Origin of the sequence: Arthrobacter sp. 9V (genome assembly GCF_902506065.1) — a bacterium.
Classification (GTDB): domain Bacteria; phylum Actinomycetota; class Actinomycetes; order Actinomycetales; family Micrococcaceae; genus Arthrobacter.
Window position 1 is genome coordinate 1,634,344 of the sequence record NZ_LR732912.1, and the last position, 12,340, is coordinate 1,646,683.

The 12,340-nt window shown below is 62.8% G+C and carries 12 protein-coding genes; 7 read left to right on the forward strand and 5 right to left on the reverse strand.

All coding sequences use genetic code 11. The features are described 5' to 3' along the window. Positions 1-40: 40 nt before the first annotated feature. Complete coding sequence (locus BACI9J_RS07645; protein WP_159733857.1) at positions 41-1,426, reverse strand: amino acid permease; 1,386 nt, start codon at positions 1,424-1,426, stop codon at positions 41-43. 174 nt (positions 1,427-1,600) lie between these two features. Between BACI9J_RS07645 and BACI9J_RS07650 the strand changes: the two genes are divergently transcribed. The 6 genes from BACI9J_RS07650 to BACI9J_RS07675 all read left to right on the forward strand — a co-directional run bounded on the left by BACI9J_RS07650 (position 1,601) and on the right by BACI9J_RS07675 (position 8,236). After that, positions 1,601-2,074 (forward strand): Lrp/AsnC family transcriptional regulator, encoded by a 474-nt coding sequence (locus BACI9J_RS07650; RefSeq protein ID WP_159702128.1) that lies wholly within the window; start codon positions 1,601-1,603, stop codon positions 2,072-2,074. Between the two features lie 112 nt (positions 2,075-2,186). Further along, positions 2,187-2,906: an NUDIX hydrolase gene (locus BACI9J_RS07655; RefSeq protein ID WP_159733858.1), complete on the forward strand. Its 720-nt coding sequence runs from the start codon at positions 2,187-2,189 to the stop codon at positions 2,904-2,906. Continuing rightward, positions 2,903-4,210, forward strand: a complete 1,308-nt coding sequence (nadA, locus tag BACI9J_RS07660; RefSeq protein ID WP_159733859.1) for a quinolinate synthase NadA — start codon at positions 2,903-2,905, stop codon at positions 4,208-4,210. Before BACI9J_RS07655 ends, nadA begins: the two co-directional genes overlap by 4 nt. Positions 4,211-4,294: 84 nt before the next feature. Further along, entirely contained in the window at positions 4,295-6,196 is a 1,902-nt protein-coding gene (locus BACI9J_RS07665; protein WP_159733860.1) for an L-aspartate oxidase, read from the forward strand. After that, complete coding sequence (gene nadC, locus BACI9J_RS07670) at positions 6,189-7,061, forward strand: carboxylating nicotinate-nucleotide diphosphorylase (RefSeq protein WP_159733861.1); 873 nt, start codon at positions 6,189-6,191, stop codon at positions 7,059-7,061. The genes BACI9J_RS07665 and nadC overlap by 8 nt, the downstream gene beginning before the upstream one ends. Before the next feature lie 5 nt (positions 7,062-7,066). Further along, positions 7,067-8,236, forward strand: coding sequence for a cysteine desulfurase family protein (locus BACI9J_RS07675; protein WP_159733862.1), 1,170 nt, complete (start codon positions 7,067-7,069; stop codon positions 8,234-8,236). A gap of 15 nt (positions 8,237-8,251) precedes the next feature. On the opposite strand, the gene BACI9J_RS07680 is transcribed toward BACI9J_RS07675, so the two are convergent. The 3 genes from BACI9J_RS07680 to BACI9J_RS07690 all read right to left on the reverse strand — a co-directional run bounded on the left by BACI9J_RS07680 (position 8,252) and on the right by BACI9J_RS07690 (position 10,337). Beyond that, positions 8,252-8,737, reverse strand: a complete 486-nt coding sequence (locus tag BACI9J_RS07680) for a GtrA family protein (protein WP_159733863.1) — start codon at positions 8,735-8,737, stop codon at positions 8,252-8,254. Positions 8,738-8,754: 17 nt separating this feature from the next. Continuing rightward, the gene (locus BACI9J_RS07685; protein WP_159733864.1) at positions 8,755-9,633 is read right to left on the reverse strand and encodes a fumarylacetoacetate hydrolase family protein; all 879 of its coding nucleotides are present in this window, start codon (positions 9,631-9,633) and stop codon (positions 8,755-8,757) included. Between the two features lie 101 nt (positions 9,634-9,734). After that, positions 9,735-10,337 carry a DM13 domain-containing protein gene (locus BACI9J_RS07690; protein ID WP_236558580.1) on the reverse strand — a complete coding sequence of 201 codons (603 nt, stop codon included), beginning with the start codon at positions 10,335-10,337 and terminating at the stop codon, positions 9,735-9,737. A gap of 134 nt (positions 10,338-10,471) precedes the next feature. Here BACI9J_RS07690 and BACI9J_RS07695 point away from each other — a divergent pair, with 134 nt between their 5' ends. Then, positions 10,472-11,668 carry an SLC13 family permease gene (locus BACI9J_RS07695; protein WP_159733865.1) on the forward strand — a complete coding sequence of 399 codons (1,197 nt, stop codon included), beginning with the start codon at positions 10,472-10,474 and terminating at the stop codon, positions 11,666-11,668. Here the strand turns inward: BACI9J_RS07695 and BACI9J_RS07700 are convergent. Beyond that, complete coding sequence (locus tag BACI9J_RS07700; RefSeq protein ID WP_159733866.1) at positions 11,665-12,333, reverse strand: DUF1684 domain-containing protein; 669 nt, start codon at positions 12,331-12,333, stop codon at positions 11,665-11,667. The genes BACI9J_RS07695 and BACI9J_RS07700 overlap by 4 nt on opposite strands. Between the last annotated feature and the right edge of the window lie 7 nt (positions 12,334-12,340).

Genomic DNA, 12,340 nt, shown 5'->3' on the forward strand with positions numbered 1-12,340 from the left:
CAAACTGTGCAGGGCTTCTTCGCGGTGATAAGCAGAACGGTTATTCGACGCGCGTGGAGTGCTTGGCAGCTTTTGCCCTGGCGTTGATAAAGCAGCCGGCTGCGATAAGGACGATCAGGACGAATGTTCCGATCAGTTGCCCGGCACTCTCCGGGTTGGCGAAGCCCACCACCAGGATCAGGCCCAGCAGGGCAAGGCCCACAAGGGTGAGGACGGGGAAACCCTTCATGCGCAATGGCAGCTCGGTGCCTTCCCTGTCAGCCCTGCGGCGAAGGATGAACTGGGACACCAGTGCCGTACCCCAGACCACCAGGCAGGTGGAACCTACCAGGTTCAACAGCGCAGGCAGGATTTTCTCCGGAAACAGGAGTTCGAGAACCGTGGCAATAAAGCCGAAGGCAACAGAAATTGCGACGGCGGCAACGGGAACCTTCGAGCCACTGAGTCGGGACAGGAAGCGTGGGGCTTCGCCGCGCTCCGAGAGGGAGAAGATCATGCGGGAGGCGCCGTACAGGTTGGCGTTGAGGGCGGACAGAAGAGCGACTACGGCTACCAGGGTAATGGCGGCGCCGGCTCCCGGGATGCCTGCCAGGTCCAGGACGCCCGCGAACGGAGACTTCAGTCCTTCAGATCCCACGGGGAGAACGGCTGCGATCACGAACACTGAGCCGATGTAGAAGACCAGGATGCGCCACACAACCGTACGGATGGCCTTGCCGACACTGTGCGCGGGATTTTCGGTTTCGGCGGCAGCAACGCTGACGATTTCGGTCCCGCCAAAGGCGAAGATCACCACGAACAACGCGGCGGCGATGCCACCGATCCCGTTGGGAGCAAAGTCGCCGAATGCGGAGAAGCCGGGGGAGGGGACGTTCGGCAGCCAGCCGAACAGCAGGGCAGCGCCGATGAGCAGGAAGATGATGATTGCGGCGACCTTGAGGATGGCGAACCAGAACTCAAACTCGCCGAAGTTGCGGACGCCCACCAGGTTGATGCCGGTGAACACCACCATGAAGACCAATGCCAGGACCCACACGGGGATGACGGGCCAGATGGAGAACAGCAGCCCGGCCGCACCAAGGGCTTCGGCGGCAATGACCACCACCAGTTGAAGCCACCACAACCAGCCGATGGTTCCGCCGGCAGTCCTGCCCATGGCTTTTTCTGCATACACGGAGAATGCGCCGCTGTTGGGGTTGGCGGCCGCCATCTCGCCAAGGGCCCACATCACCAGGATGATCAGTGTGCCGGCCACGAGGTAGGAAATCAGCACTGCCGGACCGGCGGCCTGGACGCCCGCTCCCGAGCCCAGGAAGAGGCCTGCGCCGATCGCGCTGCCGAGCCCCATCATGGTGAGCTGGCGCGGCTTGAGCGAGTGGCCGAGGCCGGAAGTTGGGGCAGGAGCCGCGATGGACTTCGTTGTCATACGTGTCTACCTTCTATGGATTGCATGCTGGTTTGGCGTGTTGGCCTCATGGGCGTGGCACGCGGGCGTCGACGACGCAGCAAGAGCCGTGGAATAATTCTCGCAGTTTGTAAGATACATCACTTTTTGCTGTAGCGATGTGATGGGTACGGATCCCCGGGGACAGGAACTTTGATGCTGGTCGATGCGCTTGATGCAAAAATTGTACGTTTCTTCACTGATTCACCGCGATCTTCAGTGCTGGAGGCCTCCCGCGTGCTCAGGGTGGCCAGGGCTACGGTGCAGTCCCGGATCGACAGGATGATCGAAAACGGGGTCATCGGATCCTGGGTTCCACAGCCTGATCCGGCCAATTTCGGCTTTCCCGTGGTGGCGTTCTGTTCGGTCACCATCACGCAGGAGATCGGCCACGACGCCATCATTGAAAGCCTGGGCGCCATCCCGGAAATCATCGAGGTCCATACAGTCACGGGAAATTCGGATCTGATGGTGAGGATCGCGGCGCGGTCCAACCCGGATATGCAGCGCGTCCTGGATGCCATGATCGCCACCAAGTCGGTGGTCCGGTGCTCGTCGGTCATCGTCCTGAACAGTCACATCCAGGGCCGCACTCTGCCGTTGATGGAAGCGGCAGCCAAGCCAGTGTGACGTGAAGCATTTTGCTTGGCGCCTCTTGAGTCGTACCATTAGTTCTAGTCAAGGTGACTTTAACTAGTGCTTCGCTGTAAATGGGGAGCATTTCGGACGGCGATGAAGCGAGGTGAACGCCGTGAACACCAACTCAGCCAACGTCGCCGAGCGGCGGCTCGCACCGCCGTCGTTGGCTATTTCAACGGTGATCTTCGCCCTTCGGCCCAGCGAGACGTCCGGGCGCCCCACACTATGGTTGCCACTGGTCCGCCGCATCCGTGAGCCGTACAAAGACATGTGGGCGCTCCCCGGAGGACCCTTGGCCCATGACGAATCGCTCCAGGACGCGGCTTCCCGGAACCTCCGCGAAACCACCGGCCTGGCACCCCATTACCTCGAGCAGCTCTACGCCTTCGGAGGCCTCCACAGGTCACCCACCCAGCGGGTCGTCTCAATCGTGTACTGGGCCCTGGTGCAGCCCACCGAGGCCGCCCTTGCTGATGAATCCGAGAATGTGCGCTGGTTCCGGGCCGATAGGCTCGGCGAACTGGCCTTCGACCACAACGCAATAGTGGACTACGCCCTGTGGCGGCTCCGCAACAAGATGGCCTACGGGTCCATTGCGTACCACCTGCTGGGGGAGTTCTTCACCCTCGCCCAAGTCCGCGAAGTCTACGAGGCTGTGCTGGATCGCCAGCTCGATCCCGCAAACTTCCGCAGGCACGTCAAGGCAACACCGGAAATCGAAGAAACCGGTGAATACCTGCAAGGCGGTAAGCACCGCCCGCCACGCCTCTACCGCTTCACCGGCACGCCCGGCCTCGGGCCAGATAACAGGAGTACACCATGAGCAGCGTCAACACTGCCGTCCAGCTGATCACTCGCGAAGAAGCCGAGAAAGGCCTCTCGCGCGCAGGGTCCACGTGCAGTCCGGCCTTGGCCAGGGGCCCCTGGGAATACGATCTCGCAGAGTCCCTTGTCGGTGAGCCCGCCTATGGCCCGGGTGCCTCCAGCGACGACGTCGCCCCCAAAGCCACGCCGCGCCAAGGTCAGCTTCCCGAAGAGTACAAAAAAGCCACCGACGCCGAACTGGACGCCCGCATCCGGGCCGCCAAAGCGACACTCGGGGACCGTGCCGTCATCCTGGGCCACTTCTATCAGCGTGACGAAGTCATCCAGTACGCGGACTTCGTAGGCGACTCCTTCCAGCTCGCCAATGCAGCCCTGACCAAGCCGGACGCCGAGGCGATCATCTTCTGCGGCGTCCACTTCATGGCCGAGACAGCGGACATCCTCTCCACGCCTGAACAAGCCGTCATCCTGCCCAACCTCGCCGCGGGATGCTCCATGGCGGACATGGCAGATGAAGATTCCGTGGAGGAATGCTGGGAGCAGCTTGAAGAAATCTTCGGCACGGAACCGGACAACTCCGGACGGGTGCCGGTCATCCCCGTCACCTACATGAACTCCTCTGCTGCGTTGAAGGCGTTCTGCGGGCGGAACGGGGGAATTGTCTGCACCTCCTCCAACGCCAAAGTGGTTCTGGAGTGGGCCTTCGAACGTGGTCAGCGGGTCTTGTTCTTCCCCGACCAACACTTGGGCCGCAACACCGCCAAGGCGCTGGGCGTCCCGCTCGAGCAGATGCCCATGTGGAATCCGCGCCAGGAACTGGGCGGCAACGACGAACAAGCTTTGCTGGACTCACGCGTCATCCTCTGGCACGGCTTCTGCTCAGTACACAAGCGCTTCACCGTGGGCCAGATCGAGAAAGCGCGCCAAGACTTCCCGGGCGCCAACGTCATAGTCCACCCTGAATGCCCCATGGAGGTTGTGGACGCCGCCGACTCTGCCGGATCCACGGACTTCATCAAGAAGGCCATCGCCGCCGCCACCGAACCCGCAACGTTCGCCATCGGCACCGAGATCAACATGGTGAACCGGCTCGCCGCCGAAAACCCGCAGCACACCATTTTCTGCCTCGATCCCGTTATTTGCCCATGCTCCACCATGTACCGCATCCACCCCGGGTACCTCGCCTGGGTTCTGGAGGAACTCGTGGAGGGGCGGATCGTCAACCGCATCACCGTTGACGACTCCGTGCAGGACAACGCCAAGATTGCGCTGGAACGCATGCTGGCAGCCAAACCTGCCTAGACAGACCGGCATCAGCCAACCGGCACCAACAGACCGGCACAACTATCCGGGCAAAACCGCCCGACTAGCCGAATCGAGCCTCACATGACTACAGAGAGCCTTACCGGCGGGCCCGCCCCCCAACGGCTGGTCGTCGTCGGAAGCGGGATCGCGGGACTGTACTCAGCCCTGCTTGCTGCAGATGCCGGCGCGGAAGTGGTGCTGTTAACCAAAGGTGCCCTGGCCGACAGCAATACTTACTACGCCCAAGGCGGGATCTCCGCTGTTTTGGATGAGCCGGCCCCCGGCGATACTGTGGCAGCCCACATCGCGGATACTCTCAAAGCCGGAGCGGGCCACTGCAATGAAGAAGCTGTCCGGGTGTTATGCACCGAGGCGCGGACGGACATCGCAGGGCTGGGACGTTTCGGCGTTCGCTTCGACCTTGACGACGACGGCGATCCCGCCTTGGGTCTCGAAGCCGCCCACTCAGCGCCACGCATCCTGCACGCCGGTGGCGATGCCACCGGTGCGGGGGTCGCCGCCGCGCTGATCAAGACCGTTCTGGACTTCCAGGCAGCAGGAAAAATCCAGGTCATCGGGCACGCCCACGTCACCTCGCTCTCTTTGGGTGGAGAACAGGGAAGCCGCGTGGTGGGAGCCAACTTCCTTCACGACGGGCGCCACCTCGGCGTCCACGGCGACTCCGTCCTGCTCGCCACAGGGGGAGCCGGGCAGCTGTTCGCCCAAACAACCAATCCCGCAGTGGCCACGGCAGATGGCCTGGCGCTCGCATGGCGTGTGGGTGCAGCCGTGGCAGACCTGGAGTTCTTCCAATTCCACCCCACCTGCATGGTTCTTGCCGAGGACGCCCGGGAAACCGAGGGCAATAGCGACCCCCTGCTCATCTCTGAAGCAGTTCGTGGAGAAGGTGCCATCCTGCTCGATGCCAACGGCCACCGCTTCATGCCCGACTACCACGCTGACGCCGAGCTCGCCCCCAGGGACGTCGTCTCCCGCAGCATCGCCCTGCACCTGGCAAAACTCGAGGACCTCAACGGTCACGTTTTCCTCGATGCCACCGTGATTGAACAACAGCGGGGCCGGGGCTTCCTGGCCAAGCGCTTCCCCAACCTCAGCAAACGGACCAGGCAAGCCGGAATCGACTGGACCACCCAACTGGTCCCCGTGGCACCAGCGGCCCACTACTGGATGGGCGGGGTGGTGACCGACCTCTACGGCCGGACCTCCGTTCCAGGGCTCCTGGCGGCCGGCGAAGTGGCCTGTACCGGGGTGCAAGGTGCCAACCGCTTGGCGAGCAACTCCCTCCTCGAAGGCCTCGTGTTCGGAAGGCGTGCCGTTGAGGGTTTCCTTGGCTTGTCCGGCGGGTCGCCAGACGCAGTCCCTCTGCGTGCTAACTCGGCCGCGGGCGGCCTCGCTTTTACGCACGCTGCCGGGACTCCGCCAGTCGACCAGAGCGAACGCACCACTCACGCGACAACGGCGCTGTCGGGACCTCTGGAACTACCGGTAGTTGACCTCAACCCGGTTCCGTCCAACAGGGACTTGTTCGCGCCATCGCTCGCCCGGGGGCACGACGTTGTCCCGAAGCCGGTTTACTGGGAGTTTGAGTCTTTGCCTGGGCCGGGCGCCCGGGAGGTTTCTTTTGCTCGCGCGGGAACGTTTTCCCGGGGGGCTTTGCGGCGGTTGATGACTGCCAAGGCCGGTGTGTTGCGTGATGGCGTTCTGATTCGTGAGGCCGGGGTGGCGTTGGCGGCTTGGGCAGGGGATGTTCTGCCCTTGAATGTTCCCGATTCCCTGGATGTTCGGGTGCATGAGGATTCGAATTTGTTGCTGGCGGCGCAGTTGCTGGTGCATTCGGCCCGGGAACGGCGGGAGTCATTGGGGGCGCACTACCGCAGTGACAGCGTGCAGGAACCCGCCGTCGTCGAAGATTTTGACAAGCGTTACACCATGAGCCGGAAAGTGAGCCTCGTCCATGACTAACCTGACCCTCCCTGCAGCCCCCGTCCGGGACATCCTGGAGCGGGCGTTCGCGGAGGACGCGCCCAGCGGCGACATCACCTCTCAACTGCTGATCCCCGCTGACGCCCGTGCAACGGCAGTGTTGAACGCGCGCGTACCCGGCGTCTTCAGCGGCGGAACCGTCTTCCGCGATGCCATGAAGCTCGTGGACCCGGGCACTGAGGTGGAGTTGCTCTTCGCCGACGGTGAAGCGTTCGACGCCGGAACCCACCTCGCCCGGGTCAGCGGCAGTGCCCGCTCGGTGCTGCTTGCCGAAAGGGTGAGCCTGAACCTGGTGCAACGGATGAGTGCCATCGCCACCAAGACCGCGGAGTTCGTGCGTTTGGTTGAAGGAACACGGGCACGGATCACTGACACCCGCAAGACCACGCCCGGCCTTCGGGTCCTGGAGCGCTACGCAGTGCGCTGCGGCGGGGGAGCGAACCACCGATACAGTCTCTCCGACGCCGTACTGGCCAAGGACAACCACCTGGCCGTCATGACCGGAGGCGACTCCGGCAAACTGACCGAGCTGCTGATTGCCGCGAAAGCCCAGCTGGGCCACACCACACACTTCGAAGTTGAGGTGGACCGGGCCGATCAGATTGAGCCCGTCCTGGCGGCCGGCGTGGACACCATCATGCTGGACAACTTCTCCATCGAGGAGCTCCGCGCCGGCGTCAAGCAGGTAGACGGGCGTGCCGTGGTGGAAGCCAGCGGCAACGTGAACATCAACACCGTCACCGAGATCGCTTCTGCGGGCGTGGACGTCATCTCCATTGGCGGCCTGACCCACAGCGTGAGCGCACTTGACCTGGGCCTCGACGTGGTTCTAAAGACAGCCTGACACCCATGATCTTCCTCGACGCCGCAGCCACTACTCCGGTTCGCCGTGAGGCCCTTGAGGCCATGTGGCCTTACCTGAGCGGTGAGTTCGGCAACCCCTCCAGCCATCACAGCCTCGGTGAAACGGCAGCAGCCGCGCTCGCAGAGGCCCGCGCCGGCGTCGCGAAGGTCCTCAATTGCCGCGCCGGCGAGGTAACTTTCACCTCGGGAGGCACGGAAGCGGACAACCTTGCGGTCAAAGGCATTGCGTTGGCCCGGCACGGGACGGACCCTTCGCTGAACCGCATAGTGATCAGCGCGATCGAGCATCCAGCCGTGGAAGAATCAGCCCGCTACCTTGAGCGCGTGCATGGATTCAGCGTGGACGTGCTCCCGGTGGACGCGGAGGGATTGGTCTCCGTTGATGAGCTTCGGGCGGTGTTGGGGTCCCAAACCGCTGTGGTGAGCATCATGTACGCCAACAACGAGGTTGGAACCGTCCAGCCCATTGCAGCATTGGCGGCGGTGGCCCGGGAAAATGGCGTGCCGTTCCACACGGACGCGGTACAGGCCGCCGGATGGTTACCGCTGGACGTCAAAGCGCTTGGGGTGGACGCCTTGAGTATTTCGGGGCACAAACTTGGTGCGCCCAAGGGATCCGGTGTCTTGTTCACCAAAGGCCGCCTGCGCGTCGAGCCCCTGGTTCATGGTGGGGGACAGGAGAAGGCGAAGCGCTCGGGCACGGAGAACGTTGCAGGGGCTGTGGCACTGTCCACCGCGCTCAGGCTCTCACACGCTGAGCAGCCCGGACAGGCAACACGTGTTACCGAGCTGAGAAATCAGTTCATCCAGCGGATCCTCGCCACCGTACCCGGCGCCCTGCTCACCGGACACCCCACCCAACGACTCCCCTCGGTAGCCTCGTTCTGCTTCCCCGGAACCAGTGGCGAGTCGGTGCTGCTGGAGCTGGAGCGGCTCGGCGTGGTGTGTTCCAGTGGCTCGGCCTGCGCGGCGGGATCAGATGCGCCCTCGCCAGTACTGGTAGCACTTGGCATCGCCCCGGAAACCGCCCAGACGGCTGTACGTTTCAGCTTCACATCAACCATCACAGACGCCGAGCTGGAACAAGCCGCCGCCGCTGTGGAAACCGCCGTCGGGCGTGTCAGGAACTTGACTGCCCCGCAACAAAAGCAATAACCATTGCCTGGGTGCTCAGACGTGCCGTGCGCGCCTGAAAATCCAATGCCGCAGCAAGGTAAACCTGACCGCTGTGGCCACGAAACCGGACAACGTAGTGGTCCACAACTCCTCAGTGACCGTGGCTTCCGGCCGCAGAAGATGCAACACGCCCAAGCTCCCGCCGGTAATGATCAGCGCGATGCCAATCACTATCACTCCACTGAGGTGATCCTTCGCACGCTTTTTACGGCCGGTGATCTTGAACGTCAGCCTGCGGTTCAGTGCAGTGTTCATCAACGAGGTCACAATGAGGGCAACGGCGTTGGCCAACTGGGGATCAATCCATGGACGCAGCACGGCGTAGATGGCAAGCGAACTTGCCGTGCACACGATTCCAACGCCTGTGAAACGGATCAATTGCCGCACTACCGGGTACTTCAGGAGTCCGCGGTGCCGTTTGCGCTGCTGGCTATGTGGGGGAGATGGGCGTAGCTCTGTGGCCTCCGCAGCTATCTCCATGGGTTAAGCCTGACACACTAAGCGGGCTGATGTTCCCATGAAGCGCCGGTGACGGGGTTGTAAAGCTCGCCGATTCCTTCTATACGGCACATCACAGTGTCCCCTGGTTGGATGCGTGCGCACTCTGCAGGGAAGCCTGTGAGGACAAGATCGCCGGGCTGGAGGGTCATGAACGAGCTCAGGTAGACCAGGATCTCCTCAACTTTCCAGCCAAGGTCCGCTGCACTGGCTGTCTTGAGGGCTTTGCCGTTGTGGACTATGCCGATCTCAAGATCCGAGTGGTCCAGGTCTGTGACCATCCACGGGCCAGCCGGCGTGAAGGTGTCCTGGCTCTTTGCGCTGATCCACAACTCGTCGCTCTTCTGGAGGTCGCGGGCGGAGACGTCGTTGCCGATGGTGTACCCCAGAATTGCCGATCCCGCCGTTTCCAAGGTCAAGCCTCGCGCAACCCGGCCCACCACCACCGTCAATTCAGCTTCCGGATCAACGTAACCCACGGAGGAGCTCAGTTGGATGGCTTCGCCGGGGCCGATCACGCTGGACGCGGCTTTGTGGAAGGCCTGTGGTGGCAGGTCCCGGCCGGGTTGCCCGGTGTTGTGCGCCATACCGAAGACGTTCACAGGCACTGAAGGAGCCAGGAAAGTAAACGCGTCTTGGTTGACCACCGCCCCGAGCTCCCATCCGTCCCTGAAGGGGCTGTTGGCATTTGCCCTCGACGCCGGAAAAGGGGACTCCACTACAGTCCACCGGTTGCCTTCCACGGAGTCGAAATCGGGGGAGTCGTTAGCCACAAAGAACTGCTCGTCAGGAAACTGGCGGGCAAGGCCCAAGCCGTCCTTTGGCGGTTCCCGTACGGGCCGGACACGGGCGATACGTCGGGGAAGAGGCGAAGTCATGATGACATCCTACGTCCTCACCAAGCGATGGTTGCCGATGTGAGGCCCGCTTTACGCCCTTGCGCGCACCTTTGGGGGCGCAGAGCGGGCCTCGCAACGCATCAGGCGAGAGGGGCGGATCCGAAAGCAACACTGAACCGGTCGCACCACAACACCACAGATGTCAGGCCAGCGATGTCCGTTCCGGCCGGGAGAACATAGTTGTGATTGCCGTGCGTGGCTTTGATCGGCCCGAGGTCCACATAGCGGCCGGACCTGTACTTGAACCAATCACCCCCGGCCTCGAGGCTGCTCAACCAGACCTTCACGTCAGGGCCGTCGCTGCTGGCCAGGTCCTCAAGCCGGAGCAGATGGCTGCCATCAGGGAGCTTCACCAACCGGGCGGTGCCAGTGGTCTCATGCTCTTGTGATTGGAAAGTACCCGAGCCCAGAATCACGGGTGCCGCAGGCGCTGCCGGGGAAGGTGGCTTTGCGGGTTCCAACGTTGGGGGAGCCGATGCGCCCGCTGAACCGGCCGCGGTGGGCAGAGGTTCATTGACGCTGCTGCTGGTGAAGATGCGCCACGGTTGGAACAGGGCCGCCCCCACAACCACCATGCCAAGGACCACCACAGCTGCCAGAGGTGCAAGTATCCTGTGGGTCCGGATCACGCTCCGCAGCCTGTCCACGCTCCGCAGCCGGGTCAAGGGACGCTGTCTGTTCATGGTCCAACCGTAGGCTCCGCGGTACGGCTTTGGGGGTTGCCATTGCTTACAAGACGGTGACGCCACCTTCACGCACCATGCCGAATCAACTGCCGTGGAGGAAGAACACAGGACCCGGGCTTAGAATCCGTTCCATGCGTCTGGCGATCATCGGGTTGGTCCTCCTCGTGGCTGGTGGGATCACCGTGGCCACGGGTGTCCTGCCCTGGCAGGAAGTGGCGGTCCTTGTGGACCGGGTGGCGCCCATCCTGGGCTTTGTTGTTGCCATGACGGTGGTGACAGAACTAATCAGCGAAGCCGGTGCTTTCCAGTGGATTGCCCGCCACCTGCGCGGATGGGGGCGGGGCCGGAGCGTCCTGCTGTGGCTACTTTTGGCCCTGGTTGCCACGTTGAGCACTGTCTTCCTTTCCTTGGATACCACCGCGGTACTCCTCACCCCGGTAGTGGTCACGGTCGCACGCCAAGCCGGCCTCCCCGTCCTGCCCTTCGCACTGACCACTGTTTGGCTGGCTAACACTGCCAGTTTGTTGCTCCCGATCTCCAACCTCACCAACCTCTTGGCGCAACACAGCCTGGGCGGCATCAGTCCCGCACAGTTCGCCCAACTTATGTGGGCGCCCTCTTTGGCCGCTGTTCTGGTTCCTTTGGCCTTCATAGGGGTCATCTTTCGGCGCGAACTGCGCAAGACCTACGCCCTTGATTCCGCCCGTCCGCCCATCTCACGCTTATCCAGCGGCGGCACTGACAGGGTCCTGCTTGCGGGCAGTGCAGTTGTCCTGGTGTTGCTCCTTCCGGCCCTGGTTTCCGGGGCCGCCATATGGATCCCCGCCACCGCGGCGGCAGTGATCCTGGCGGCCATGTTTGCCTTCCGGCGCCCCAAGGTACTCAAGGTGACGCTGATCCCATGGTCACTGCTGTTGTTCACCTGCGGACTTTTCCTGGTGGTTGAGGCCACCCAATACCTCGGTGCGTCCCGTTTGCTCGGACAGGTGGCCGGCGAAGGCGGCGGGTTTGTTGAGCTATTGAGGTTGGCCATGACCGGTGCCCTCGGGTCCAACGTGGTCAACAACCTCCCTGCCTACCTCCTGGCCGAACCATTGGCCGGAAGCCCGGAGCGTATGGCAGCGCTGTTGGTGGGCGTGAATGCGGGGCCGCTGATCACGCCGTGGGCGTCACTGGCCACCCTGTTGTGGCATGACCGGTTGCTGCGCATGAACGTGCTGATCAAGTGGAAAGGATATGCGGTGTTCGGCCTGATGGTTGGACCCCTGACAATTCTGGCGGCAGTAGGCGCGCTCGCAGTTTTTGGCCGTGGCGGACTGTTGGGTTAGCCCAGGTAGAGCTCTCCCACCGGCACCTCTGTGTCCAGCCGGTTTGCTGGTCCGGCCAGAGGGCACGCCCAGGCTTCGTTGTAGGCGCACGATGGGTTGTAGGCAAAGTTGAAGTCCAGGACAAATTCTTGTTCGGCCCCGGCCCTGCGCGTCCCGTGAAACGAGCCCTTGACAGTGTCCAGAAGATACCGGCCTGCTCCGTAGCTTCCGCCGTCCTTGCCTGCGGTTGCATCCCGGAAGGGTACAAAGATGCCGCCGCCATAGCTTCGCAGCTGCCACGCGGCCAAGGAACCCAGCCTGGGCAGCTCAAAAGTTCCGATCCTGATGAAGGGCACCACCCCGTCAGTCCCCGTTCGGACGTTCATCTCCTGGCCCGCTCCTTCGGGTGACAGCGCGGCGTACCTCCGGAAGGAAGGATCGTAGCCGGCAGTCTTAAGTCCGGAGAAGGAGGCCTTCATGTCCGCGGTCAGCGCTGAAGCAGGATGCGTAGCAAACATCAGATCCCGTTCCTGCCGCCAGAACGTGTGTGCGTCGAAAGGGTTGGTGGCTGCGAGTTGACGCACCTTGTCGTAGAGGGCGAACGTCCGTAGCCGCCAGTCGGCTATATCAACCGCTGACATGGTGGGGACATCGTCCTCGAAGTAGTCCTGCTGATCGGGAGCCATACCCTCA